The sequence below is a fragment of the Cupriavidus gilardii genome, from assembly GCF_013314895.1.
GTDB lineage: Bacteria > Pseudomonadota > Gammaproteobacteria > Burkholderiales > Burkholderiaceae > Cupriavidus > Cupriavidus gilardii_C.
In genome coordinates, this window is the sequence record NZ_JABTYE010000014.1 from 1 (window position 1) to 21,577 (window position 21,577).

36 protein-coding genes are annotated in these 21,577 nt (G+C 62.9%); 27 read left to right on the forward strand and 9 right to left on the reverse strand.

Going from position 1 to position 21,577, the window contains the following annotated elements; translation table 11 throughout:
• From HTY53_RS14725 to HTY53_RS14760, 8 genes are all read right to left on the reverse strand, one after another.
• Nucleotides 1–525 (reverse strand): DUF7666 domain-containing protein (locus HTY53_RS14725; protein WP_438820964.1); only part of this gene is annotated, 525 nt, incomplete at its 3' end.
• Nucleotides 526–562: 37 nt separating this feature from the next.
• Nucleotides 563–1,087, reverse strand: a complete 525-nt coding sequence (locus tag HTY53_RS14730) for a hypothetical protein (RefSeq protein WP_174107357.1) — start codon at nt 1,085–1,087, stop codon at nt 563–565.
• Between the two features lie 34 nt (nt 1,088–1,121).
• Nucleotides 1,122–1,316: a hypothetical protein gene (locus HTY53_RS14735; protein ID WP_174107358.1), complete on the reverse strand. Its 195-nt coding sequence runs from the start codon at nt 1,314–1,316 to the stop codon at nt 1,122–1,124.
• Between the two features lie 82 nt (nt 1,317–1,398).
• The gene (locus tag HTY53_RS14740) at nt 1,399–1,620 is read right to left on the reverse strand and encodes a hypothetical protein (protein WP_174107359.1); all 222 of its coding nucleotides are present in this window, start codon (nt 1,618–1,620) and stop codon (nt 1,399–1,401) included.
• Nucleotides 1,621–1,890: 270 nt separating this feature from the next.
• Nucleotides 1,891–2,076 (reverse strand): hypothetical protein, encoded by a 186-nt coding sequence (locus HTY53_RS14745; protein ID WP_174107360.1) that lies wholly within the window; start codon nt 2,074–2,076, stop codon nt 1,891–1,893.
• Entirely contained in the window at nt 2,073–2,348 is a 276-nt protein-coding gene (locus HTY53_RS14750) for a hypothetical protein (protein WP_174107361.1), read from the reverse strand. Before HTY53_RS14750 ends, HTY53_RS14745 begins: the two co-directional genes overlap by 4 nt.
• An 84-nt stretch (nt 2,349–2,432) precedes the next feature.
• A complete protein-coding gene (locus tag HTY53_RS14755; RefSeq protein ID WP_174107362.1) occupies nt 2,433–2,747 on the reverse strand; it encodes a hypothetical protein in 315 nt (104 codons plus the stop codon).
• A gap of 33 nt (nt 2,748–2,780) precedes the next feature.
• Nucleotides 2,781–3,206, reverse strand: a complete 426-nt coding sequence (locus tag HTY53_RS14760) for a helix-turn-helix domain-containing protein (RefSeq protein WP_174107363.1) — start codon at nt 3,204–3,206, stop codon at nt 2,781–2,783.
• Nucleotides 3,207–3,301: 95 nt separating this feature from the next.
• On the opposite strand from HTY53_RS14760, the gene HTY53_RS14765 reads away from it, so the two are divergent.
• Complete coding sequence (locus HTY53_RS14765) at nt 3,302–3,532, forward strand: hypothetical protein (protein ID WP_174107364.1); 231 nt, start codon at nt 3,302–3,304, stop codon at nt 3,530–3,532.
• A gap of 57 nt (nt 3,533–3,589) precedes the next feature.
• Nucleotides 3,590–3,721 (forward strand): hypothetical protein, encoded by a 132-nt coding sequence (locus HTY53_RS24925; RefSeq protein ID WP_257720539.1) that lies wholly within the window; start codon nt 3,590–3,592, stop codon nt 3,719–3,721.
• Here the strand turns inward: HTY53_RS24925 and HTY53_RS14770 are convergent.
• Nucleotides 3,702–4,226, reverse strand: a complete 525-nt coding sequence (locus HTY53_RS14770) for a hypothetical protein (protein WP_174107365.1) — start codon at nt 4,224–4,226, stop codon at nt 3,702–3,704. The two genes, HTY53_RS24925 and HTY53_RS14770, sit on opposite strands and share 20 nt — an antisense overlap.
• Before the next feature lie 20 nt (nt 4,227–4,246).
• Between HTY53_RS14770 and HTY53_RS14775 the strand changes: the two genes are divergently transcribed.
• The 25 genes from HTY53_RS14775 to HTY53_RS14895 all read left to right on the forward strand — a co-directional run bounded on the left by HTY53_RS14775 (nt 4,247) and on the right by HTY53_RS14895 (nt 21,574).
• Complete coding sequence (locus HTY53_RS14775) at nt 4,247–4,450, forward strand: hypothetical protein (RefSeq protein ID WP_174107366.1); 204 nt, start codon at nt 4,247–4,249, stop codon at nt 4,448–4,450.
• A gap of 2 nt (nt 4,451–4,452) precedes the next feature.
• Nucleotides 4,453–5,334: a DNA-binding protein gene (locus tag HTY53_RS14780; protein WP_174107367.1), complete on the forward strand. Its 882-nt coding sequence runs from the start codon at nt 4,453–4,455 to the stop codon at nt 5,332–5,334.
• Nucleotides 5,282–6,001, forward strand: coding sequence for a hypothetical protein (locus HTY53_RS14785; RefSeq protein WP_174107368.1), 720 nt, complete (start codon nt 5,282–5,284; stop codon nt 5,999–6,001). Before HTY53_RS14780 ends, HTY53_RS14785 begins: the two co-directional genes overlap by 53 nt.
• Nucleotides 5,998–6,570 carry an endonuclease domain-containing protein gene (locus HTY53_RS14790; protein WP_174107369.1) on the forward strand — a complete coding sequence of 191 codons (573 nt, stop codon included), beginning with the start codon at nt 5,998–6,000 and terminating at the stop codon, nt 6,568–6,570. Before HTY53_RS14785 ends, HTY53_RS14790 begins: the two co-directional genes overlap by 4 nt.
• Nucleotides 6,571–6,623: 53 nt before the next feature.
• Nucleotides 6,624–7,091 carry a RusA family crossover junction endodeoxyribonuclease gene (locus HTY53_RS14795; RefSeq protein ID WP_174107492.1) on the forward strand — a complete coding sequence of 156 codons (468 nt, stop codon included), beginning with the start codon at nt 6,624–6,626 and terminating at the stop codon, nt 7,089–7,091.
• An 11-nt stretch (nt 7,092–7,102) separates the two neighbouring features.
• The gene (locus tag HTY53_RS14800; protein ID WP_174107370.1) at nt 7,103–7,714 is read left to right on the forward strand and encodes a hypothetical protein; all 612 of its coding nucleotides are present in this window, start codon (nt 7,103–7,105) and stop codon (nt 7,712–7,714) included.
• Nucleotides 7,707–8,246, forward strand: coding sequence for an HNH endonuclease signature motif containing protein (locus HTY53_RS14805; RefSeq protein WP_174107371.1), 540 nt, complete (start codon nt 7,707–7,709; stop codon nt 8,244–8,246). The genes HTY53_RS14800 and HTY53_RS14805 overlap by 8 nt, the downstream gene beginning before the upstream one ends.
• On the forward strand, nt 8,243–9,472 hold the full coding sequence (locus HTY53_RS14810; protein ID WP_174107372.1) for a hypothetical protein: 1,230 nt from the start codon (nt 8,243–8,245) through the stop codon (nt 9,470–9,472). The genes HTY53_RS14805 and HTY53_RS14810 overlap by 4 nt, the downstream gene beginning before the upstream one ends.
• A 41-nt stretch (nt 9,473–9,513) precedes the next feature.
• Nucleotides 9,514–9,918 (forward strand): hypothetical protein, encoded by a 405-nt coding sequence (locus HTY53_RS14815; protein WP_174107373.1) that lies wholly within the window; start codon nt 9,514–9,516, stop codon nt 9,916–9,918.
• The gene (locus HTY53_RS14820) at nt 9,911–10,873 is read left to right on the forward strand and encodes a phage Gp37/Gp68 family protein (RefSeq protein ID WP_174107374.1); all 963 of its coding nucleotides are present in this window, start codon (nt 9,911–9,913) and stop codon (nt 10,871–10,873) included. The genes HTY53_RS14815 and HTY53_RS14820 overlap by 8 nt, the downstream gene beginning before the upstream one ends.
• Nucleotides 10,870–11,082, forward strand: coding sequence for a hypothetical protein (locus tag HTY53_RS14825; RefSeq protein WP_174107375.1), 213 nt, complete (start codon nt 10,870–10,872; stop codon nt 11,080–11,082). Before HTY53_RS14820 ends, HTY53_RS14825 begins: the two co-directional genes overlap by 4 nt.
• Complete coding sequence (locus HTY53_RS14830) at nt 11,072–11,356, forward strand: hypothetical protein (protein WP_174107376.1); 285 nt, start codon at nt 11,072–11,074, stop codon at nt 11,354–11,356. The genes HTY53_RS14825 and HTY53_RS14830 overlap by 11 nt, the downstream gene beginning before the upstream one ends.
• On the forward strand, nt 11,349–11,672 hold the full coding sequence (locus HTY53_RS14835; RefSeq protein WP_174107377.1) for a hypothetical protein: 324 nt from the start codon (nt 11,349–11,351) through the stop codon (nt 11,670–11,672). Before HTY53_RS14830 ends, HTY53_RS14835 begins: the two co-directional genes overlap by 8 nt.
• A gap of 31 nt (nt 11,673–11,703) precedes the next feature.
• A complete protein-coding gene (locus HTY53_RS14840; protein WP_174107378.1) occupies nt 11,704–12,132 on the forward strand; it encodes a hypothetical protein in 429 nt (142 codons plus the stop codon).
• A gap of 225 nt (nt 12,133–12,357) precedes the next feature.
• Nucleotides 12,358–12,807, forward strand: a complete 450-nt coding sequence (locus tag HTY53_RS14845; protein WP_174107379.1) for a hypothetical protein — start codon at nt 12,358–12,360, stop codon at nt 12,805–12,807.
• Nucleotides 12,758–14,299: a phage terminase large subunit gene (gene terL / locus HTY53_RS14850; protein WP_174107380.1), complete on the forward strand. Its 1,542-nt coding sequence runs from the start codon at nt 12,758–12,760 to the stop codon at nt 14,297–14,299. The genes HTY53_RS14845 and terL overlap by 50 nt, the downstream gene beginning before the upstream one ends.
• Nucleotides 14,296–15,867 carry a DUF1073 domain-containing protein gene (locus HTY53_RS14855; protein ID WP_174107381.1) on the forward strand — a complete coding sequence of 524 codons (1,572 nt, stop codon included), beginning with the start codon at nt 14,296–14,298 and terminating at the stop codon, nt 15,865–15,867. The genes terL and HTY53_RS14855 overlap by 4 nt, the downstream gene beginning before the upstream one ends.
• The gene (locus HTY53_RS14860) at nt 15,809–16,450 is read left to right on the forward strand and encodes a phage head morphogenesis protein (RefSeq protein ID WP_174107382.1); all 642 of its coding nucleotides are present in this window, start codon (nt 15,809–15,811) and stop codon (nt 16,448–16,450) included. Before HTY53_RS14855 ends, HTY53_RS14860 begins: the two co-directional genes overlap by 59 nt.
• Nucleotides 16,451–16,556: 106 nt before the next feature.
• On the forward strand, nt 16,557–17,231 hold the full coding sequence (locus HTY53_RS14865; protein ID WP_174107383.1) for an HNH endonuclease: 675 nt from the start codon (nt 16,557–16,559) through the stop codon (nt 17,229–17,231).
• A gap of 58 nt (nt 17,232–17,289) precedes the next feature.
• The gene (locus tag HTY53_RS14870) at nt 17,290–18,600 is read left to right on the forward strand and encodes a DUF2213 domain-containing protein (RefSeq protein WP_174107384.1); all 1,311 of its coding nucleotides are present in this window, start codon (nt 17,290–17,292) and stop codon (nt 18,598–18,600) included.
• Between the two features lie 10 nt (nt 18,601–18,610).
• The gene (locus HTY53_RS14875) at nt 18,611–19,105 is read left to right on the forward strand and encodes a structural cement protein Gp24 (RefSeq protein ID WP_174107385.1); all 495 of its coding nucleotides are present in this window, start codon (nt 18,611–18,613) and stop codon (nt 19,103–19,105) included.
• A gap of 13 nt (nt 19,106–19,118) precedes the next feature.
• Nucleotides 19,119–20,156 carry a DUF2184 domain-containing protein gene (locus HTY53_RS14880; RefSeq protein ID WP_174107386.1) on the forward strand — a complete coding sequence of 346 codons (1,038 nt, stop codon included), beginning with the start codon at nt 19,119–19,121 and terminating at the stop codon, nt 20,154–20,156.
• Nucleotides 20,157–20,166: 10 nt separating this feature from the next.
• On the forward strand, nt 20,167–20,529 hold the full coding sequence (locus tag HTY53_RS14885; protein ID WP_217435628.1) for an STY1053 family phage-associated protein: 363 nt from the start codon (nt 20,167–20,169) through the stop codon (nt 20,527–20,529).
• Nucleotides 20,530–20,537: 8 nt separating this feature from the next.
• Entirely contained in the window at nt 20,538–20,924 is a 387-nt protein-coding gene (locus HTY53_RS14890) for a DUF4054 domain-containing protein (RefSeq protein WP_174107387.1), read from the forward strand.
• 14 nt (nt 20,925–20,938) lie between these two features.
• Nucleotides 20,939–21,574 (forward strand): LEM-3-like GIY-YIG domain-containing protein, encoded by a 636-nt coding sequence (locus HTY53_RS14895; protein WP_174107388.1) that lies wholly within the window; start codon nt 20,939–20,941, stop codon nt 21,572–21,574.
• The last annotated feature ends 3 nt before the right edge of the window (nt 21,575–21,577 follow it).

Below are 21,577 nucleotides of genomic sequence, written 5' to 3' on the forward strand. Positions count from 1 at the left end.
GGTGCTGCTGGCCGCGCCTTGGTAGCCGGTGCTGCTGGCCGCGCCGTAGTCGCCGGTGCTGCTGGCCGCGCCTTGGTAGCCGGTGCTGCTGGCCGCGCCGCGGGTGCCGGTGCTGCTGGCCGCGCCGTAGTCGCCGGTGCTGCTGGCCGCGCCTTGGTAGCCGGTGCTGCTGGCGGGCGAATCCGGGTCGATCGGCTTGCACCGGCTCGTGGTGTACTCGATCGCCGCCTTGACCATGCCGACGATGTCGAGCTCAGCCTTGATGGAGATCTTGCGGCTTGCGACCTTCGTGTCGCCGCTGTCTCGGCTCAGGTCGCCCGACTGCTCGACCACGGCGAAGCGGCTACCGGCGGGCGGGTAATAGCCGAACACGTCAAGCGGGTACTCGCAGGCATGAAAACCGCCGGCGCAGGCCTCGACGTCGCCCTCGTGTTCATAGGTCTTGCCGAGTTCGTACTGAAAGCCGCGGCACTGCATGTCCTTGTCGAAACCCTTGTAGGTCACGATGGGCGTGGTGTCCGACATCGATTGTTCTCCGTTGAGGTTGTTGCGTTGTCGTTGTTCAGGCGGCTTGCCAGTGGGTATTGCCGCGCCAGTCACTGACCGGGCGTAGCGACCGCTCGTATGCCTCGCGGGCATCGCGTTCGAATCGCTCCCAGTGGGTGCCCTCGAGCGAGTCGCGCAGGCTGATCGTCGTGCCGGCGATGGCGACGTCGGCCACATAGATCCGAGCGCTCATGCCGTTGCCAACGACGTTGCCGTACACCTCGACGCGCAGGTCGCCGAAGAAGGACGAGCAGAGGTGTTCCAAGTCGTCCGCCACCTCGGGCTGGCCCGGGACTCGGATCAGGTCTTGGATGAGGGTGGCTGCCATCGCTTGCTCCATCAGATGGGTGGGAAGGGCGCCCCATGCGAAAATCGTTGTCCCTACAACAACCTCGCCTCTAGCGAGGCGACCTTCCCAATGACTCAAGAAATTGCTCAGCCGAAGTGCCCGGACTGTGGTCTTGTCGGTGTCGATACGATCGGATGCACGCCAAGCCGTCAGAAGAACGGCGCCGGTGATCCGTGGTTCGAAATCGCTCACTGCATCGCCTGCGGGCACGTGTACGGAACCTTCGCTAAGGTCGTGAATCCGTCGTCGTATCGCATCGGCGGTTGACCGTATTGGCGTCCGTCGCTCGACGCGCGTAGTGATGGACAGCTTCGTGCTGTCGCGCCTTGCGCGCATCGAGCAGGTCGAGCATGGGCTCGACGAGCCAGTACACGAGCCGCCAGAACGCGGCTCGTTTTCCTTTCGTGCGGGTGTTGTTCATCTGCGGCTCCATCGGTGTAGTGCGTCGATGGATGTATCTTAGGACAGCCTAAAACATGCGTCAAGAATTATTTTAGGAAGGACTAAAATTTCGCTCGACCGATGTCCGCCAGCAGTTCCGCGCTTACCTCGACAAGTGCCTGGACCGCGAGCTGTCGCGAAATGGCGTACGCACCCGAAATTGAATAGGCATGTGTACCGTCCGGCTGCCACTGGATCGTAATCGTCCCGTCCGGCGGCTTCGGCTGGTGCTGCTCGCGCTGCGCCGATCCCCGGTAGCGCGCCAGCTCAATAACATTTGACATGGACCCCTCTCATGCTGCCGGTCCTTGTGCCGGCTCTTTGAGGGATCAAGTTAAGGGATTTGTGTAGTTAGCACATACAAAATGCCCTGCCGAGGTGCATGCGCTACAGGGTAGGGTGAGGCCCAATGTACCGATGGGGAGGTCGAGGCGCACTGAGCGCGTGGGGCGCATTAGGCGCTCCAGGTAGGCAGAGAGACTTGCCGGGGTAGGGCAAGCGATAGGCGTAAAAAAGCCCGCCGGAGTGGCGGGCTTTTTACCTACGCGAGGCGTCTACTTGGTGCGTGTGAGTTGCTTCTTCGAGGCGCGGTCGATCGTTTTGGCCCTGATGACCCTCGACTGCGTCTTCACCATCTCCTGCTGCACATCACGTGTCGCTGCCAGCATCGCTTGAATGGGCGCGAAATAGAGCCGCGGCGTCTCTTTGGCTGCTTCCCAAAAAATCGTCCATGTGCTCATTTCATCTCCTCAAAGGCTGCTTGAACTGCGTTCCAAAGGAAGAATAGCATGCAGACCGCGTCTGCCGCGAAGATCAAGTACTCCAAGCCGGTCAGGCCGATCACCAAGGCATAGGATGCGCCATTTGCCTCAAGGAACGAAACGAACTTCCCTAGCCCAAAGGCGAGCAACGCAAGGATTACGAAGATCGCCGCTCCCGCCAGCGCGTGTCCCGCAAACGCCCACACGGCTTTCCATGGGGACTGGTGTCCCCGGTTCTTGTTATTCGACATTCTCTTTTTGGTTTTGTTGCGACCGGGCGGATCTGCCGGCTTGGCTCAGCCGGTCTTCTTCTGGTCGGCCTGCACACGGCTCCCCTAGAAGCCGCCTTTCAATATAAATTCGAGGTGTTTCTCAATGTCCTGGAAGACCTCAGATGACTCATCCATCAACATCGCGCGTTCAGCAGGATGAAATTCACCGCTGGGCGGAAGATCTCTTAAGCTTCGGAGACCCTTCTCCAGAAGAACGCGAGCAAGCGATCCAATGGCTCCTGGCTCTTCGTCGGCGCCTTTCTCGACGCATTTCTGTTTGGCAAGCGCAGTTATCAGCACAAGCACCAGATGCTCAAGGACCAGGACCTGATGCCTGAGCCTTTGGTGCTCAAGGTCGTGCTCTGTGAAGGTCGGCATTCCGATCTCGTTCCCTGACTTTTCTTTTGCGGCTCAGCCGGTTTTTTTGTGCTGCCCAGGCAGGCGGCGCGAGCCGGCTACGCCGGTGACCTCCGCAGGGCGGTCAGCATTCTTTCCTTTGCGCTCCCATCGATCGATGGTCTGCGAAATGAAGTCGTCGACCCGCTCGATCTCGTCTGCTGGGAGCTGCATTACCGCGTTGACGTCAACCGAGAATGGCCACACGTCGCGCTGGAACTTCGGCAACTCACCAAACAACACCCACTCTGGCCGAATGCCGAGCTCGCGACAGATTGCAAACAGGCGATGAGCGCCTATGGTCTCAGCTGGCTTGATGCTGGCGGCGCCCACCCATGCGGAGAACGTGGGCGCAGACACGCCTGCCTTCTTGGCGAGAGAGTTGTTGGACTGGCCGCTTTCCTCGCAGGCGGCGGCAAGCCGGTCATTCCACGTTTCCATTAGGTAAGCCTAACCGATTGCGTTTTAGGATGCCCTTGCATATTCTTTTAGGAAGACCTAAAATAGGACCGGAAGACCAATGCACAGGGAACGTCATGAACGAGTACGACCACTACGCCGTAACAGCAATCGAGCGAATGGGCGGCACGTCCGCCGTCGCTCGACTCTGCGAGATCGCTCCAGCGTCGGTGTCTGAGTGGAAGCGCACTGGCATCCCCAGGTCGCGCTTGCAGTACCTCAAGCTGGCGCGTCCGGATGCCTTTGATGGCCTTGTCGAGCCGATGAGCGCTTGCACCAGCAAGGAATCGTCTGCTCAGGCCGCGTGACCGTGGCTATGCCTTCCCGTTCCTCTCGTGGTCGTCCATTTTGCCGAAGGAGAAGAGATGAAACGACTGTATGCCCGTTTGATGCTCTGGATCATTCGCCCAGCATTGAGCCTGCACGTCCGCGCCTCAGCGGAAAGCGCGGCGCCTTCCGCCAACGACGCGGAAGCGTTCAAGAGATTAGGTCTTTGAGCGCGTCGCGATGCTTGTACAGGCTTTCCTTCCAGTCGTCGCTTCTGCCGATTGTGGCGAAGGCTGCAGCGATGGAGTCCAGGTTCCGGTCGAACTCGGTGAAAAACCGCTCCCGTGCGTCCTGGGGCTGGACTTTCGCGAGCGCGATGAAGGCCGCCTCCAACGCGCGAAGGTGAGCGTCCAACTTCTCCAAAGTCATCGTTTCCATGCGTTCCCCTGGTTTGGGTGGTTGAGAAAGTGAGATGGCTCGATTTTTCCATATCCATGGGGAATGCACCCCTTTACCTGATTGTTGAGGTACCCGATGTCCCGCCGTGCTGAGTTTCGGAACGAGGTGAAGACGCGTCTTCGTGACCGCGCCTACGAAGCCCTCCAGCTCTACAAGGAGGTCCACGGGATCGATTCGGATTCCGCGGCTCTCGCCCGCATCGCCGAGATTGCTTTGTTCGGCGCTGTCGGAACTTTGCCCGTCGCGATCAGCGGCGTCAGTGACGGTTTGGGCCATTCCGGCCCGCTGGTGGCGGCATGAGCCAGGTCAAGACGGAAGTGGTCGCGCTGATTCCGCCGGACGAGGCGAGGGACTTGGTGATGAAAGCCGCTGCGATGGGATGCAACACGCCCGATTTGCTCGGGATGCTGATCCTGGAAGCCGCCTATGGGTCGTTACACCCCGAGGTCATCGCCTTCCATAAGCGGGCCAAGCAGGGACAAGTTGGGACGCAGGGGTAGCAATGCGCGACTACGGCAAGGTCAGCCCTCAGTTTTGGATGGGGCGAACGGGAAAGGAGTTGCGCAAGCGTGGCCCCGAGGCGCAGCTTGTCGCGCTGTACCTGATGACCTGTCCTCACGCCAATATGCTCGGCCTCTACTACGTGCCGCTGATGTACATCGCGCACGAGACTGGCTTGGGCATGGAAGGGGCATCGAAGGGGCTTGCATGGGCCATCGAAGCTGGGTTCTGCGAGTACGACGAGGACTCCGAAGTGGTCTGGGTGGTCGAAATGGCCCACTACCAGATCGGAGAGCGTCTGAGCCCGAGCGATAAGCGCTGTGCAGGGGTGCAGAACGAGTACAACGCGCTTCCCGAAAACCCTTATCTGGCGCGGTTTTTCGAGAAATACGAGGCTGATTTCAACCTCACGAGAAAGCGCGAAAACGGAAGCCCCTTGGAAGCCCCTTCCAAGCCCCTTGCAAGCCAAGAGCAGGAACAAGAGCAAGAGCAAGAGAAGGAACAGAAAAGAGTAGATGCGCCGGCAAAGCCGTCGCCTGCTAGCCGCGGGTCTGCGTTGCCCAAGGACTGGGAGCCGGACGACGAGCAAATCGCGTTCTGTCGCAGCACTCGGCCTGACCTGGACCCTCGCGCTGTTGCCGAGCGATTCCGCGATTACTGGATCGCGCAGCCTGGCGCCAAGGGCCGCAAGTCCGACTGGCCTGCGACGTGGCGCAACTGGGTGCGAAACGAGAAGGCCGTACCGCGCGCCGGGCCCGCGCAGCAGAGCAGGCTGGACCAGCAGAAGCAAATCCTCGACGAATTGACCGGACGCAGCAGGGACAGAAGCTATGACCCCGACGACCCTTTCACCATCGAAGCCACAGCGCGCCTCGTCGGCTGACTGGCCGGCCGCAGCGCTTCCCGAGCATTGGATCGATTCGCTGTTCGAGCGGCTGGAAGGCTTCTACGGCGCCAAGTTCGCCAACGCTTGGGCAGGCACGAGCCGAGCCGCGATGCGGCGTCTGTGGGCGATCGAACTGGCGACGCTTGGTCGCGATGAGCTGGCCTTCGGTGTCAAGGCGCTGCGCACGCTGGCATGGCCTCCGACGCTGCCCGAGTTCATCGCTCTGTGCCGCCCTCCGGTCAACTACGACGCGGCGCTGTACGAGGCCACGCAGCAGCTTCGCCTGCGGGGCGAAGGCAAGGATCAATGGACCAATCCGGCGTTCTACTGGGCCGCAGTCAAGGTTGGGGAGTTCGACATGCTGAACCTGTCGCACAGCGCGCTCATCAAGCGCTACAGCGCAGCGCTGGATGAGGTGCTGCGAGGCGAGGTCAACCCTGTGCCGCCGCGTGCTGTCGCCCTGCCGGCGACTGGCAAGACCCGTGCGCAACCGGAGCGGGTGCAGGCTGCCGTAGCCGAGGTCAAGGCGATGCGCAAGGACGTGGGCAACAAGGACTGGGCCAAGCGGATCTTGGAGCGGCAGAAGCGGGGCGAGAAGTTCACGCTCGCCGTTGTGGACATGGCCAAGCGCGCGCTGGGGATGCCGATCGGAGTTGCCGCATGACGACGGCCCAAGAGATTGAGGACATCATTCGGCGCCATAGCCGATACCCCATGGGAACGGTGGACGCGTCGCTGCCGATCGGCAAACGGTTTGACGCGATCCGGTCGAACTATAGGTCCAAAGCGCGCCGCGTCGAGGATGGGCTCGACACATGGAGTTATGGGGACCCGTATGAGATCGCTGATTGGGTCAGCATCTTCTCGCCGATCGAATATGACGCTTGGTGCGAGATTCGTGGCCTGGGTGTACCGCTTTGGCCCCAGCTTCCGGTTGGTAAGTACTTCGTCGACTTCGGCAATCCGGTTGTGAAGATCGCCCTGGAATGCGATGGGAAGGAGTGGCATGACGCGGAGAGGGACGCCAAGCGAGACGCCGACCTTCTGGAGTTGGGGTGGTCGGTCTATCGCGTTACGGGAAAGCAGTGTGCGAAAACGCGGTTCATGCTCTCTCCCGAACAAAAGAGGGACTACGGAGAGGATGTAGACAGCGCGTACATCCAGCGCTACGACAGCGAAACCGTAGTCGGCGCCATCAAGAAGATCAAGCAACGAATGGAAGGGCGCGCATGACCATCGACGAAATGCTCGAAATCGCCTGCTGCTGCGATCCGAAGCCGGAAGAAATGGGTACGGATGCCGCCACGACGCGCGTGCGCGCGCGCGTTTGCACGTTCACGGTCCCGGGCGCACCGGTGGCAAAGGGCAGGGCGCGGTTCGCCAAGCGGGGCGGCTTCGTGCGCGCCTACACGCCGGCCAAGACCGCGGCATACGAGGGCCTGGTTGCTATGGCCGCAGCCGAAGCGATGGCCGGCGCTGACCCGATGCAAGGCCCGATGCGCCTGGGCGTGACGATCCTGCTGCCGATCCCGACAAGCTGGAGCAAGCGCAAGCAGGCGCTGGCCGTGGAAGGGCTTGTGGCCGCGACGAAGAAGCCGGACGCAGACAACGTGCTCAAGGCGATCAAGGACGGGATGAACGGCGTGGTCTACGTCGACGACTCGCAGGCAGTGGAAATCAACGTGGTGAAGCGGTACGCAGCGACGCCGAAGGTGGTGGTCGTGGCGCAAGAACTCGAACTCGAAAAGGCGTAAGGAGAACTGACATGGACAAGGAAGCGGTGGGGATGGAGCAGCGTGCAGTCGTGACCGAGGAAATGATGGCAGCGGGAGCGCGTTCTCTCATCGACGGCCAAGAGAACCGGCCCGGATCGTCGTGGGCTGACGAGGCACTCTGGTGCTACGAGGCGATGCACGCCCTCGCGCAGCAGCCGGCAGCGCAGGCGGCGCCCTACGCTTATGACGTGACGTGTGCCGACGGTGAATCCGAGCTGGTGTATGCCGCCTACATGGAGCGCCACGGGAAGGACATGGACTACGTTTCGCGCGTGCCGCTCTACGCGGCGCTGCCAGCGCAGGCGCCGGGGCTGGCGGATGAGCAGTTCATCGCGACGCATGGTGAGCGTCTAGCAGCGCTGTTGGGCATCAAGAAATGGTGGGACATCGCTGACCGTGACGCGCGTATCAAAGCGGCCCTGCTATCCCGCGCAGCGCCGAGCGGGGAGCCGGTGGCGTGGGTGCGCTTCCGCAGCGACGGCGGCATCGAGGGGCCGATACTGGACACAGACCCTCGTATGGACGATGTGCGCCGGAAGTCCGGCGCATGGACGGCGCTCGGCGTCATCACCCCGCAGCCGAGCGGAGGCAAGCATGAATGAGCCCACCCAAGAGGCACTGCGCGCCATGTTCGGGTATGACCCACAGACCGGAGCCATGACATGGCTTCCACGCCCTCATGATGAACGATGGACGAAGCGGTATGCGGGCAAAGAGGCCGGTTCCGTGAACTGCCGAGGGTACCGCCTGACGACCATCAACAACCGCAAGCATCCGGTGCATCGCCTCGTGTGGATTTGGATGCATGGCGACATTGGCGACAAGCAGATCGACCATATCAACGGCGATAAATCGGACAACCGGATAGCGAATCTCCGTGCGGTTACGAAGCTGGAGAACAACCGCAATACCAGCATGCCGCGTCACAACACGACGGGCACCGTTGGGGTCTACCACTGCGCGCGCTACGGGACATGGGAGGCATCGATAACGGTGAACCAAAGACGCATGAATCTCGGCACCTACAAGACGATGGCTGAAGCAATCGCAGCCAGGAAGGCCGCTGAGAAGATCTACGGATTCCATCAGAACCACGGCAGAAAGCCGATCAATTTATCGCGGGAGGCAGCATGAACACGAAGAACAAGCCGCAGGCCGAGCCAGAAAGCCCGATGAAGGCGGCGGCCGATGCGCTGCGCCGGAAAACGGAACTAGAGCAGGCGCATCAAGACGGATACCGCGACGGGTTCAAGGATGCGCAAGCGATGCTCGCGAAGCCCGAGCAGCCCGCCGAGGAAGCGCGCGGGGTGGATGAGCAGTGCGACGGCTGCGGTGGAGAGCTTGGCGATGCGTACTGCGCTGGCTGTCTCGTGGATTCGGTCGGTACATGGCTGCGCAGCATCAAAGAGGACGGCTACCGCACGGACAACGAACGATGCGCCGCTGAAATCCTGTTGAAACTGGCCGTCGAGCATCGCGCCCTACTCGCCGCGCCCGCCGCAGGGACGAAACAAGCCGCTACCGGGGTGGCGGGGCCGGACACGACATACAACCTTGGCTGGTCTGCTGGCTGGGCTGCGCACGAGCGCGCCTACGGCCCGCAAGCCGCTACCGGGGCGCAGCCAGATCGCGTCAAGTGGGACAAGTTTCCCGCCTGGCTGATCGACCACCACGAAGGCGACACGATCACCGAAGAACTGTTGCAGCGCGCGCTGGCCGACATGCTTAAGGTGCATCCACCTGTCGGACATTCCCGGCAAGAGCAAAGCCGGCCGGTACCGGATGAGGGGCGCGATGCGCTGCCTCCTCTGCCGTATCCCGACCTATGGCGTCACGGCGCTGGATTCCAAGGCTACACGGCGAAGCCCGGTGAAGGACCGTGGTTCACGGCGGCGCAGATGCGCCAATATGCCCAAGCCGCCCAATCCCGCCAGCCGGAAGGCGCGGCGCTGACGGATGAGGAAATCATCACGGAGTGCATCGCTCACGGTATGGATGCCGGGGTGGCTTTCCCGGCTGACAAGGCCGCTATTTGCGACGCATTCCGCGCCGCCCTCGCCCGCGCCGCATCGGAGCCGCGCGTGGAGGGGGCACTGTCGGAGAGTAGTGCAGACGAAATTCTAGCCAATCATGCCAGCCGGTTGGCATTCGAACTGGAATGCTGTCTGTTCGACAATCAACGCTTTTTCGATCAGGCGTGTGCCGCACTGGGTGCTTACAAGGCCGACGTGGAAAAACTGTATCCATCGCCGCCGACTTTCATGGGCGAGCCAATCCCGGCAGAGCGTAAAGAGCGCTATAGGAATATGCGGCAAGAACGCGCCGCCCACCACCCGACCGGAGGCGGCAATGCAGATTGATCTGGATGCGCTGGAGCGGCTGGCGAAGGCGGCAGGAGCCGATGCTGGCCTCGGCACATGGGATGCCACCGGCTGCGTTGTCTGGTTCCCTGACGGCGATTCCGTTTTCGAGGCTGGATACTCGAAGCCGAAGCCCCAATACCGTCCGGTTGGTGTTGCCTTTAACCAACATCGGCGCATGGCCCGATCCGGTCGATGAGGATGCGGTGGGCGAATTCATCGCCGCCGTTTGCCCAGATGCAGTGCTTGCCCTGATCGCCAAGGTCCGCGAGCTGGAGCAGGACGCGGCGCGGCTGGACTGGCTAGATCAAGCCGCGCACTGCGCTGATTGGGTTGAAGGCGAGCCGGTCAAGCGGGTGATCCGTGCGGATGATGGCGAAATAATCCAAGGGGATACATGGCGCGCCGCCATCGACGCGGCTCGCGGAGGGAAGGAACATGGCTGAGCACAGCGCAATCGAATGGACCGACCACACCTTCAATCCGTGGGAGGGCTGCCAGAAGGTCGGGCCTGGCTGTGACCACTGCTACGCCGAGACGCGCAATGCGCGCTTTGCCGGCGGCACGGCCATCAACTGGGGACCGGGCGCGCCGCGCCGCCGCACTTCGGCCGCCAACTGGCGCAAACCAGTGGTTTGGAACGCCAACCATGACGCGTTCATGGCCGAGCACGGACGGCGGCAGCGGGTGTTTTGCGCCAGCCTAGCGGATGTGTTCGACAACGCTGTCGACCCGCAGTGGCGAGAAGACCTGTTCGCGCTCATCCGGAGTACGCCGAACCTCGACTGGCTGCTTCTGACCAAGCGCATCGGTAACGTGCAAGCAATGGTGTCCACTATTCCGGGCTGGTTGCCCGACAACGTCTGGCTCGGCGCCACCATCGTCAACCAGGCAGAGGCCGACCGCGACATCCCGAAACTGTTGGCCGTGCGCGCGCGGGTTCGCTTCCTATCCATGGAGCCTTTGCTCGGTCCGGTAACGCTTCCTTTCGATCGCATCACGCAGTGGAACGCCTTGGCACGTGAGCACAACCAGGCCGAGGCATCAGCGTCGCTCGACTGGGTGATCGTCGGCGGCGAGAGCGGCCCCGGCGCGCGCCCGATGCATCCGGATTGGGCGCGAAGCCTGCGCGACCAGTGCGCTGCCGCCGGCGTCCCGTTCCTGTTCAAGCAGTGGGGAGAGTGGACTCCAGGGGTGAATGTCGGTCGCATGACTGGAATCGTCGACACTGCCTCACTCTTTGCCGGCTCGTGGCGCTTTGGCCGAGAGAACCTCGCAAGCGCCGACGGCCACATAGACGATGAACCGGACCTGTACCGCGTGGGCAAGAAGGCCTCCGGTCGCCTGCTCGACGGCGTTCAGCACGATAGCTTCCCGGCCAGCAAGGGAGAGAAGGCATGAGCGAGCGCACACCGTGGTTCCCGGTCGGATCGAAGCCGGTCCGCAAAGGCACCTACGAACTGCAATCCTACTTCCCGCACAGGAAGGTCTTCCGGGCTTACTGGAACGGCCATACGTGGATGAATGACGCGATTCGTTGGCTGCGCTTCGACCGTGGCGAGTGGTGCAAATGGCGCGGGCTGACGAAGGGGAGCGACGATGGACGATAAGCAGATGCGCGCCATCTTTGAGCGCGAGCACGACTGCCTTGACCTTCGCCGCGACCCTGAGCACGGGTTCTACCTGGACAAACTGACTCAAGGGTATTGGGAGGGCTTCATTTTCGGATGGGGCAACGCCTACGCCGCTGGCATGGAGCGGGCGGCGGGGATTTGCGACCGCGAGGTTTCCGCGCTGCATGAGGTTGTGGGATCGCCGGCCTACGGCTCCGAGCGCTGCGCCGACGCCATCCGCGCGGAGATACCAGGAGACCGAAATGGCTGACCACCTGCATTGCCCCTTCTGCGGCGACGACGGCGAAAAGGGCGAGATCGAAATGACCGAGTTCCCGTCGCGCAACCAGTACAAGGTCATCAAGTGCTACACCTGCGGCGCGAGCTGCCCGGAGGCGAACTGGAACATGCGGGTGGGCGTGGGGCCCGCGAAGGCTGAGCCCGCGCCCACCTTCGCCGACTGGCAGGCGTTCCATGACTCGCTGCGCCAGGCTGGGGCGACGGAGCAGGAGATTGCTGAGGTGGCGGCCAGTCGGGACGAGTCTGGTGCAGGGATGCTCGTCGGGGCGGTTGGCGGGAAGAGATAGGAATCAGGATTTCATGCGTACGGGGACCGGAATGGATCTGGAAAAGCGGTTGGAGAATTGGGCCAAGGCCAACAGAGTTGGAGGGCCGCGGCCGGGCTACTGCGCGCCATGGGCGAAGCTGGCCGACATCTTGGCGAACGGGCCCCACGTTCCCGAGATCGTCGAGATCGACCACAAGGACGCCGATCGCGTCACGAAGGCATGGCGGCGGCTGGTGCCGTACCAGCAGCAGTTGCTCAAGCTGTCGTACATCACCAACCTGCCGCCGTGGCTCGTCTGCCGCAAGCTCGGCATCCGGCAGCGCCCGCACAGCGTCTTCGACCTGGAGATGGCGAGGGCCAAGCATCTGCTGAAACAGCATCTGGTGCGGATCGACGACGAGGGTGTTGTAAACCGAAAAAAGATGCCCTATACTGCGCCGGACAACTTGATTCCGGCCATTGCCGAGACCGCCGCCTAAGGGGCGGCGCTCGCCCCGGAGAAAGAGAAGCCCGCCAGTGAGCGGGCTTTTTGCGTTTACGGCGTTGCTTCAGAGCTTGTGCTGGTGTGCCGAACCATGGCGGCAGGGTTAGCTCCCAGCCGGCTCAAGCACTGAGGGAATGCCCCTCAACTCGTCTCCTCTCGCGCCCACCGCGAGTTCGCCCCGTCCGGTCTCGGCGGGGCTTTTCTTATTCTGATCTGACCCATGTCGAACGAAGCACCCAACCTCCGCGCCGAAGATGGGTCGTGGGATAGGGCTGCCGTCATGGAGGTTGTCTGCGAGCGCATCGCTGGTGGCGAGAGCGTTAGGCAGATATGCGAAGGGTCGGACCTGCCCGACAGGAAGCAGATCAATCGTTGGATCGCCTCCGACGAGGGACTGCGCAAGCTGTATCTGGAGGCGTGCCACGCGAGAACGTACTTCCACGCTGAGGAAGTCATCGAGATCGCGGATACCGAACCTGATCCAGCCGTCGCCCGGGTCCGAATGGACGCCCGACGCTGGCACTGCGCCAAGTTCAACCGCGTCGATTTCGGCGAGAAGGTGACGCAGGAGCACGTCGGCAAGGACGGCGGTCCGATCGAACAGAAGACGACGGTGGTCGATGAACGCGAAGTCAAAGCTATCGTCGACCGAGTCGAGGCCGAATACTGATCTCGAACTGGCGGTCATCAAGGCGAAGTGCGAGCGGGACCATCTGTTCTTCAGCCGCTACTTCTTCAAGCACCGCCAGGGCATCAAGTTCCGAGTCAATTGGCACCACGTCCTGATCGCCGATACGGTCCAACGGGTTATCGACGGCGAGCTCAAGAACGTCGTCATCAACGTGCCGCCGGGCTCGTCGAAAACCGAGCTCGTTGCGATCAACCTGATTGCCCGCGGCCTGGCGCTGAACCCGCGCGCCCGCTTCCTGCACATCTCGTATTCGGACGACCTCGCGCTGCTCAACAGCGAGACCGCCCGCGAGATCGTTGGATCGGACGAGTACCAGGCGCTGTGGCCGCTGGCCATCGCTGACGACGCCAAGTCGAAGAAGCGTTGGAACGTGGTCGTCGACGGCAAGAAGGCCGGCGGCGTCTACGCGGTGTCGCTGGGTGGGCAGATCACCGGCTTCCGGGCCGGCCACATGGCGGAAGGATGGCAGGGCGCGATCATCATCGACGATCCGCTCAAGGTCGAGGACGCCTACAGCAAGACGAACCGCGACAAGGCGAATCGCAAGCTGCTGTCCACGGTCAAAAGCCGGAAGGCCAACCCTGACACGCCGATCATCGTGATCATGCAGCGGCTGGCCGAGGAAGACCCGACGGGCTTCATCAAGGCCGGCAAGGTGCCGGGGAACTGGGAGTTCATCGAGATCCCGGCCCTGATCACCGACGCCTACGTCGCCAATCTGCCTGAGCGCGTCCGCGCCATGGTGGAGCGTGTCGATACCGACGCCGATGGACGGTTCAGCTACTGGCCCTACAAGGAGCCTCTGGCTGACATGCTGGAGATGGAGCGGGCCGACCGCTACGTCTTCAGCGGCCAGTACATGCAGCGACCGAGCCCATTGGGCGGCGGGATCATCAAGAGCGCCAACTTTGGCCGCTACTCGGTGGTGCCGGAGCTCGTCAAGCGCGTCATCTATGCCGACACGGCGCAGAAGACCGCAGAGCGGAACGACTACAGCGTCTTCCAGTGCTGGGGGCTGGGCAAGAACGGGCGGATTTACCTGCTCGACCAGATCCGCGGCAAGTGGGAGGCGCCTCAGCTGCGCCGTCAGGCGATCGACTTCTGGAACAAGCATCTGCCGCTCGGCATGCCGCACGGCGCCGCGCTGGTGAAGATGCGCGTTGAGGACAAGGCCAGCGGCACGGGGCTGATTCAGGACATCCGGGAAAGCGGCGGCATCCCCATCGAGGGAATCGAGCGGGATAAGGACAAGCTGACCCGCGTGATGGACGTGGTCAGCTACATCGACTCGGGGTACGTCAACATCCCCGAGTCGGCGCCGTGGGTGAGCGATTTCGTCCAGGAATGCGACGCGTTCACCCCTGACGATACGCACGCGCACGACGACCAGATTGATCCGCTCGTCGACGCCATCAATGACCTGCTGGCCTCCGGCCGAGTCATCGACACCTGGGCAAGGCTCGCACAATGAATCGCAAACAACGAAAAGACGCGGCGATGGCGCACAAGGCCAATGTCGCGGCTTCCGCCAATGCGAAGCGCTGGGCCAGCGGTGACAGCTTCCAGAACTTCGAGGCGCGCGTCGGCCTGGGCACCGCCAATCAGGCATCGCAGTACACCTACGGGTTCGACTTCATCAGCCGCAATCGCGTGCAGATGGAGGCGATGTACAGGTCGTCGTGGGTGGTCGGCCAGGCCGTGGACGTGGTCGCGGACGACATGACCCGCGCCGGGGTCGATTTGGACGCCGATCTGGACCCGGGCGACCGGAACAAGCTGACGGCCGGATTCGAGCGCATGGCGCTCTGGGACCGGATCAACGACACCATCAAATGGGCGCGCCTCTACGGCGGGGCGCTCGCGGTGATGCTGATCGACGGTCAGAACCCGTCGACACCGCTGAACCCCGAAAGCATCGGGCCTGGGCAGTTCAAGGGCCTGTTTGTCATGGATCGGTGGCTGGTGCAGCCGACCCTGACGGACCTGGTCAAGGAAATGGGCCCGGACATGGGCATGCCGCGCTACTACGACGTGGTGGCCGACAGCATGGCCCTGTCGCGGCAGCGCATCCACTACAGCCGGGTGCTGCGGATCGACGGCGTTGAGCTGCCGTACTGGCAGAAGATCGCTGAGAACCTGTGGGGTCAGTCGGTCATCGAGCGGTTGATAGACCGCCTGGTGGCGTTCGACAGCACGACGATCGGCGCGGCGCAGTTGGTCTACAAGGCCCACCTTCGCACGCTGAGCGTCGACAAGCTGCGCGAGATCATCGCGGCCGGTGGCCCGGCCATGGAAGGGCTGCTCAAGAACGTCGACATGATCCGCCGGTTCCAGTCGAACGAGGGCATGACCCTGATCGACGCGGCGGACACCTTCGAGACTCACCAATACCAGTTCTCCGGGCTGGACAACGTGCTGATGCAGTTCGGGCAGCAGTTGTCCGGCGCGTTGCAGATCCCGCTGGTGCGGCTGTTCGGTCAATCGCCGGCTGGCCTGAACTCCAGTGGGGAGTCGGACCTGCGGACCTACTACGACAACATCAAGCAGCAGCAGGAGCGGCGCCTACGCGCACCGTTGACGCGGCTGTTTGACGTGCTCGTGCGCTCGGAGCTTGGGCACAAGCCGCCGGAAGGCTTCGCCTATAGCTTCACGTCGCTATGGCAACTCTCGGACACCGAGAAGGCGACCAACGCCAAGACGACGACCGAGGCCATCGTGACGGCCTACGACGCCGACCTGATCGACCGACCGACGGCGATGAAGGAGCTGCGCCAGGCCAGCCATAGCCACGGCGTGTTCACCAGCATCTCGGACGAAGCGATCGAGAAAGCGGAGAACGATCCGCCGCCCGCGCCTGAACTGGAACTGCCCAATGCTGACGACCCGAACGACCGACCGCAAGCGGGGCCGGAAGAATCCGGTCAGGACGAGCGGTCCGGAAAGGCTGTACAGGACGCAGCTACGGCAGGTCGCGCAGCAGGTGGGCGCGCTCGTCAATGGCTTTCCGCCTGGCGATCCAAGCGCCGCGCCGACGATTGAGCAGCTGCTGCGGCGGTACGCCGAGGCGCTGACTCCATGGGCTGAAGCGACCGCCGCTCGGATGCTGGCCGAGGTCAACCGCCGCGATGAGCAGGCGTGGATGGCGCAGGCCAAGGAGATGTCTCGGGCACTGCAGCAGGAGATTCGCTCCGCTCCGACTGGCGCGACGATGCGCGCCTTGATGGCCGAGCAGGTCGGACTCATCAGGTCCATTCCGATCGAGGCCGCGGAGCGTGTCCACAAGCTGACGATCGAGGGGCTGGAGAACAGCTCCCGGGCCTCGGAGATATCGAAGGCCATCCAGGCATCGGGCGAGGTCGCCAAGAGCCGCGCTGACCTGATCGCCCGGACTGAGGTAGCTCGCACCGCTTCGGCACTGACCGAGGCGCGGGCGCTGCATGTTGGCTCGCCGGGATACATCTGGAAGACCTCCGGCGACTCGGACGTCCGCGACTCGCACCGAAAGATGAACGGCCAGTTCGTGCGCTGGGACGACCCGCCGACGCTGGACGGAATGACCGGGCACGCCGGGCAGTTTCCGAACTGCCGGTGCTGGTGCGAAGTGGTGGTACCAGAGGATTGATTGAACCGATAGAATGGTTTCCGCACGGCTAGGGTAGCTCCCGAAAGGCTGGTTTGACCGCCAGCTTGCCGTGCCTCCAAACGGTCAGCCCCTAGTCAAGGCGAAAATGCAACCCATCATCACCCGCGATGCGGCAAAGGCTGCCGGGTTGCCGAGATATTTCACCGGCAAGCCATGCAAACACGGGCATCTCGCCCCTCGATATACGTCATCCACGACCTGCGTCATCTGCCAGCATGCGGCGACGCAAGCCTTGCGAGCGAAGAATACTGAGCGCACGCGCCGGCAAAATGCGGAGACACGCGAGCGCACGAGGGAGAAGCGCAACGCATACCACAGGGAATGGATGAAGCGGAATCCCGAGAAGAACCGGGCGAATGTGGCGCGGTGGAGGCGGGCCAATCCTGACAAAGTGTCTGCCTTGTCTGCTGCGTATCACGCTAGGAACGCTGAGCGCCTCAATGCCCGAAGACGGGCATACAGAAAGAACAATCCGCATGTTGGTGCTGCATCGTCAAGGCGGCGGCGCGCAAAGCTGCGGGGCGCGGAGGGGTCGCATACGGCGGCCGAGATTCTAGCGCTGGCTCAAAAGCAGAACTATCGCTGCGCGTGTTGCGGCGTTTCTATTCGACGCGGATATCACGCAGACCACATTACTCCGCTCGCCAAGGGCGGATCGGATTGGATTACGAACATCCAGTTGCTTTGTGCCAAGTGCAACAAGCGCAAAGCAGCGAAAGACCCGCTGGCGTGGGCAGCCGAGAACGGACTGCTGCTGTAGCGGAAAGCATTGGAACACGACAGGCCGCCAAGAGCGGCCTTTTTTTCGTCCATACGCCATGCGATTTTTCACACCCGAAATCCTTGGGCCAAAGCAATCGTTGACGCCGTCCGGATTCCTCGTTTGCCACGACGTGCCGATTGCCAGAACCGGGGAAATGCTCTATGGGGCCGGCGAAGTTCCGGTGGAGCCTGGGCCCGACGGGATCGTGCGCATCAGCCGAACGCCCGACGAAGTATTCCGGCCGGAAACGATTGCCAGCTTTGAAGGTGCGGCCGTCACGATGGACCACCCGGACGACTTTGTTGGGCCATCAAACTGGAACGACCTCGCCGTCGGAACTGTGATGAACGTCCGGCGAGGAACCGGCATTGAAGACGACCTTCTTCTTGCCGATCTGATGATCACCAATCAAGGGGCCATCGACGAGGTGCGAGCTGGGCTTCGAGAGGTGTCCTGCGGATACGACGCAGGGTATGAGCAGGTAGGACCTGGGCGCGGGGTGCAGCGCGAAATCATTGGAAACCACGTAGCCCTCGTCGAGCGCGGCCGGTGCGGTCCGCGCTGCGCGATCGGCGATAAGGAACCCGAAGACATGAAGACCAAAGACAGCAAGCCGAAGGGCAAGCGAACCTGGCTGGATCGCCTCATGACGGCGATGAAGGCCAAGGACGAAGCGGCCATCGAGGAGGCCATCGAAGAAGGCCAGACGGCCCTCGACGAGGAATCCGAGGAAGAGCGCGAGGCCCGCGAAGCCCAGGAGCGCGAAGCCAAGACCGGCGACACCCTGAGCCAGATCCTGAAGACGGTGAAGGCGCTGGACTCGCGCATGTCCAAGCTCGAATCCCGGGACTCGGAGCGCGAAGAAACCGACGACGAGGACGAGGACGACGACGAGAAGGCCAAGACCGGCGACGAAGGCGACCTCACCGACCCCGAGACGGCCGCCAAGCTGGACGAGTCCGACGTCGACCTCTACACCGGCGACGCCGCGGCCAGCATCCCGTCGCGCGCCGAAATTCTGGCGCCCGGCATCAAGCTGCCGACCCTCGACGCCAAGATGAACACCAAGGACCGCGCCGCGGCCCTGTGCAAGTGCCAGCGCAAGGCGCTCGACCTGGCGTACCAGACCGAGGCCGGCAAGAAGGCGATCGCCCCGTTCCTGGGCAACAAGACGGCCGACTTCGAGAAGCTGCCGCCCGCACTGGTGCACGCCGCCTTCATGGGCGCGAGCGAACTGGTGAAGGCGCAGAACAACGCCGGCACGACCCGCAGCGCAGCGCCGACGCGCGACTTCGGCAAGGCCAAGACCGTGGCGGACATCAACGCCGCCAACCGCAAATTCTGGGCCGATCGGTCCGCCAACTGAGGAGTCCCACATGGGCAACGCAATCCTGTATCGCATGCCTTCGGGCATTCCGGGCGACATCTCGCGCCAGTCGCAAGCCACCGTCGAACCGCAGATTTTCGACCCGGCGCTGCCGTTCCCCGGCTACGGCCTGTTCGGCAAGCTGGCTGCGGGCAAGTTCGTGCCCGTCGCCAGCGGTGACACCGCTGCCGTCATCTATGGCCTGCTGGTCCGTCCGTACCCGACCACGGGTGGCGCTGGCTCGGAGCCGCTGGGCACCGCAACGCCGCCGACCAAGGGAGTGTGCGACGTGCTGCGCCGTGGCTACATGACCGTCAAGAACAACGCCGGCACCCCGGCGCTGGGCGGCACCGTGTACGTGCGCGTCGCTGCCGCTGCGGATGGCAAGCCGATCGGTGGCATCGAGGCCGCTGCCGATGGCACCAACACCGTCGCGGTGACCGGCGCCATCTTCATGGACGGCGGCGATGCCAACGGCAACGTCGAAATCTCCTTCAACATCTAAGGGGCTACCCAGAATGAGCAAAATCATCGTTCCGCGCATGACCGCGGCCGCCGCGATCGCCATGGTCAATGCCCCGGCGATCATCCGCGCCCGTACCCGCGACAGCATGCTGACGTTCGACAGCCGGACCATCGACAGCACCGGCGCGTTCCTGATCGGCGAGCTCGAGCGTCTGGACCAGACGCTGCACATGCCGCTGGCGTCGGTCACCTGGTCGCGTGACATCGACCTGCGCGAAGACGTCTCGATCGCTGACGAAACCTCGTCGTTCACCAATTCCAGCTTCGCCGCCGCGGGTGGCGCGTCGCCCAACGGCAAGTCGTGGATCGGCAAGGACGCTTCGGCCATCGCCGGTATCGCGCTCGACATCGGCAAGACGGCCAGCCCGCTGACCCTGTGGGGCATGCAGATCGGCTGGACCATCCCCGAGCTGGAATCGGCCCAGAAGCTCGGCCGCCCGGTCGACCAGCAGAAGTACCAGGGCATGGTGCTCAAGCACAACATGGACGTCGACGAGCAGGTCTACATCGGCGACCCGGTTCTCGGCGTGACCGGCCTGGTCAACAATGCCGCAGTCGGCAACCTCGCCAATGCCAAGGTCGGCAACTGGGCGACGGCCACGCCGGACCAGATCCTGGAAGACGTCAACGAGCTGCTGACGAGCGTCTGGCAGGAGTCGGCGTTCGCCATCTGCCCGAGCGAGCTGCGAGTGCCGCCGGCCAAGTTCGGCATCCTGGTGAGCAAGAAGGTCAGCGACGCCGGCAACATCAGCGTGCTGGAATACCTGAAGCAGAACACCATCTCGAACTCGATCAACGGCCGCCCGCTGAACATCCAGCCGCTGAAGTGGCTGTATCAGCGCGGTGCAGCGAATGCCGACCGCATGGTCGCGTACACCAAGGAGCAGGACAAGGTCCGCTTCCCGCTGGTGCCGCTGCAGCGCACGCCGCTCGAGTATCGCGACATCCGCCAGCTGACCACGTACTTCGGTCGCCTGGGCGTCGTCGAAGTGGTCTACCCCGAGACGATCGGCTATCGTGACGGCATCTAAGGGGAACGCCATGGCAAAGGTTAAAATCCACGTGGCCAAGGCGTTCAAGCTCCTGGGCAAGGACGGCAAGCAGCACGATTTCCCGGTCGGCAACCACACCGTCGACCAGGACGTCGCCGAGCACTGGTTCGTGAAGGCGCATTTGGACGGCGAGTCCGCTCAAAGCGCCGACACCGAAGCGGCGGCCGACGAGCTGCTGGCGGAACTCGAGGCGAAAGCCAAGGCCATCGACGAGCGCGAAGCCAAGGTGGCAGAGCGTGAGAAGGCCGTCGCCGAGCGCGAGCAGGCTATCGAGGCGAAAGCCAAGGAAGAGGCGGAAGCGAAAGCCAAGGCGGAAGCCGAGGCCAAGCCGGCCGCGAAGACCTCCAAGTAAGGTGAGCCGTGGTTGACGTTGCCCAGTTCAGAGAGGACTTCCCCGAGTTCTCGGATACAACGAAGTACCCCGATTCCGTCGTCCAGTTCTGGCTCACGGTCTCGGCCTCGCTCGTCAATCCGTGCCGCTGGGGCGTCCTGACCGATCAGGGCATCGAGCTCTGTACGGCTCACCACCTCGTCTTGGCTGCTCGGGATGAGCAGGCCGCCGCGGTAGGCGGCATTCCGGGCCAGATGACCGGCCCGCTCTCTTCAAAAGCCGTCGACAAGGTCAGCGCCAGTTACGACACGGGCGCGGCGACCTTGGATGATGCTGGGTTCTGGGCTCTCTCCAGTTATGGGATCCGTTATCTCACGCTGGCGCGCCTATTTGGTGCTGGAGGTATTCAGCTTTGACATCGGAATCTGCGATGCGCGACGAGCGCCGGGACTTCTATGTCTACATGCTCTTGCGCCCCGGAACCAGCGTGCCGTTCTATGTTGGCAAAGGCCGTGGACGCCGCATGCATAGCCATATGCATGATGAGCGCGGGAATAGCCACAAGGCCAACATAATCAGGAAGATCAAGGCCGAAGGCGGCCGGGTCGTCGGCATCAAGATCGAGACGGATCTGACTGAGGCAGAGGCATTTGCCGAGGAAATGGCGTGGATAGCTTGGATGGGTAGGTATCCCATTGGCCCACTGGTTAACAAGACGCCAGGCGGTGAAGGTGTAAGCGGCCCACGAAGTGTCAGTGAACGCGAGCGGCTGATTGCCTTGCACACGGGCAGGAAGCGCTCCGAGGCAACGAAGGCAGCCATCTCGGCGGCACTGAAGGGCAGGAAAAAGAGCGCGGAGCATGTCGCTGCTCACGCAGCATCGCTCCGAGGAAGGAGCCTCTCTGCCGAGAATCGAGCCGCCATAAGTGAGGCACTCAAAGGCAGGCCGTGCCCGGAAGGCACGCGCTTAGCGCTAATCGAGTCGAACAAGCGTCGCGCTGGACGCAAGTGGTCAGCCGAAGAGCGGGCGAAGCAAATGGCTTTGAGGGCGGCCAAGAAGGGGTAACCC

What these genes read in the sequence shown, in the direction of transcription:
- HTY53_RS14735 (WP_174107358.1), bottom strand. Translation starts at nt 1,316, where the DNA reads ATGAACAACACCCGCACGAAAGGAAAACGAGCCGCGTTCTGGCGGCTC.
- HTY53_RS14740 (WP_174107359.1), bottom strand. Translation starts at nt 1,620, where the DNA reads ATGTCAAATGTTATTGAGCTGGCGCGCTACCGGGGATCGGCGCAGCGC.
- HTY53_RS14745 (WP_174107360.1), bottom strand. Translation starts at nt 2,076, where the DNA reads ATGAGCACATGGACGATTTTTTGGGAAGCAGCCAAAGAGACGCCGCGG.
- HTY53_RS14750 (WP_174107361.1), bottom strand. Translation starts at nt 2,348, where the DNA reads ATGTCGAATAACAAGAACCGGGGACACCAGTCCCCATGGAAAGCCGTG.
- HTY53_RS14755 (WP_174107362.1), bottom strand. Translation starts at nt 2,747, where the DNA reads ATGCCGACCTTCACAGAGCACGACCTTGAGCACCAAAGGCTCAGGCAT.
- HTY53_RS14760 (WP_174107363.1), bottom strand. Translation starts at nt 3,206, where the DNA reads ATGGAAACGTGGAATGACCGGCTTGCCGCCGCCTGCGAGGAAAGCGGC.
- HTY53_RS14765 (WP_174107364.1), top strand. Translation starts at nt 3,302, where the DNA reads ATGAACGAGTACGACCACTACGCCGTAACAGCAATCGAGCGAATGGGC.
- HTY53_RS24925 (WP_257720539.1), top strand. Translation starts at nt 3,590, where the DNA reads ATGAAACGACTGTATGCCCGTTTGATGCTCTGGATCATTCGCCCAGCA.
- HTY53_RS14770 (WP_174107365.1), bottom strand. Translation starts at nt 4,226, where the DNA reads ATGGCCCAAACCGTCACTGACGCCGCTGATCGCGACGGGCAAAGTTCC.
- HTY53_RS14775 (WP_174107366.1), top strand. Translation starts at nt 4,247, where the DNA reads ATGAGCCAGGTCAAGACGGAAGTGGTCGCGCTGATTCCGCCGGACGAG.
- HTY53_RS14780 (WP_174107367.1), top strand. Translation starts at nt 4,453, where the DNA reads ATGCGCGACTACGGCAAGGTCAGCCCTCAGTTTTGGATGGGGCGAACG.
- HTY53_RS14785 (WP_174107368.1), top strand. Translation starts at nt 5,282, where the DNA reads ATGACCCCGACGACCCTTTCACCATCGAAGCCACAGCGCGCCTCGTCG.
- HTY53_RS14790 (WP_174107369.1), top strand. Translation starts at nt 5,998, where the DNA reads ATGACGACGGCCCAAGAGATTGAGGACATCATTCGGCGCCATAGCCGA.
- HTY53_RS14795 (WP_174107492.1), top strand. Translation starts at nt 6,624, where the DNA reads ATGGGTACGGATGCCGCCACGACGCGCGTGCGCGCGCGCGTTTGCACG.
- HTY53_RS14800 (WP_174107370.1), top strand. Translation starts at nt 7,103, where the DNA reads ATGGACAAGGAAGCGGTGGGGATGGAGCAGCGTGCAGTCGTGACCGAG.
- HTY53_RS14805 (WP_174107371.1), top strand. Translation starts at nt 7,707, where the DNA reads ATGAATGAGCCCACCCAAGAGGCACTGCGCGCCATGTTCGGGTATGAC.
- HTY53_RS14810 (WP_174107372.1), top strand. Translation starts at nt 8,243, where the DNA reads ATGAACACGAAGAACAAGCCGCAGGCCGAGCCAGAAAGCCCGATGAAG.
- HTY53_RS14815 (WP_174107373.1), top strand. Translation starts at nt 9,514, where the DNA reads ATGCTGGCCTCGGCACATGGGATGCCACCGGCTGCGTTGTCTGGTTCC.
- HTY53_RS14820 (WP_174107374.1), top strand. Translation starts at nt 9,911, where the DNA reads ATGGCTGAGCACAGCGCAATCGAATGGACCGACCACACCTTCAATCCG.
- HTY53_RS14825 (WP_174107375.1), top strand. Translation starts at nt 10,870, where the DNA reads ATGAGCGAGCGCACACCGTGGTTCCCGGTCGGATCGAAGCCGGTCCGC.
- HTY53_RS14830 (WP_174107376.1), top strand. Translation starts at nt 11,072, where the DNA reads ATGGACGATAAGCAGATGCGCGCCATCTTTGAGCGCGAGCACGACTGC.
- HTY53_RS14835 (WP_174107377.1), top strand. Translation starts at nt 11,349, where the DNA reads ATGGCTGACCACCTGCATTGCCCCTTCTGCGGCGACGACGGCGAAAAG.
- HTY53_RS14840 (WP_174107378.1), top strand. Translation starts at nt 11,704, where the DNA reads ATGGATCTGGAAAAGCGGTTGGAGAATTGGGCCAAGGCCAACAGAGTT.
- HTY53_RS14845 (WP_174107379.1), top strand. Translation starts at nt 12,358, where the DNA reads ATGTCGAACGAAGCACCCAACCTCCGCGCCGAAGATGGGTCGTGGGAT.
- terL (WP_174107380.1), top strand. Translation starts at nt 12,758, where the DNA reads ATGAACGCGAAGTCAAAGCTATCGTCGACCGAGTCGAGGCCGAATACT.
- HTY53_RS14855 (WP_174107381.1), top strand. Translation starts at nt 14,296, where the DNA reads ATGAATCGCAAACAACGAAAAGACGCGGCGATGGCGCACAAGGCCAAT.
- HTY53_RS14865 (WP_174107383.1), top strand. Translation starts at nt 16,557, where the DNA reads ATGCAACCCATCATCACCCGCGATGCGGCAAAGGCTGCCGGGTTGCCG.
- HTY53_RS14870 (WP_174107384.1), top strand. Translation starts at nt 17,290, where the DNA reads ATGCGATTTTTCACACCCGAAATCCTTGGGCCAAAGCAATCGTTGACG.
- HTY53_RS14875 (WP_174107385.1), top strand. Translation starts at nt 18,611, where the DNA reads ATGGGCAACGCAATCCTGTATCGCATGCCTTCGGGCATTCCGGGCGAC.
- HTY53_RS14880 (WP_174107386.1), top strand. Translation starts at nt 19,119, where the DNA reads ATGAGCAAAATCATCGTTCCGCGCATGACCGCGGCCGCCGCGATCGCC.
- HTY53_RS14885 (WP_217435628.1), top strand. Translation starts at nt 20,167, where the DNA reads ATGGCAAAGGTTAAAATCCACGTGGCCAAGGCGTTCAAGCTCCTGGGC.
- HTY53_RS14895 (WP_174107388.1), top strand. Translation starts at nt 20,939, where the DNA reads ATGCGCGACGAGCGCCGGGACTTCTATGTCTACATGCTCTTGCGCCCC.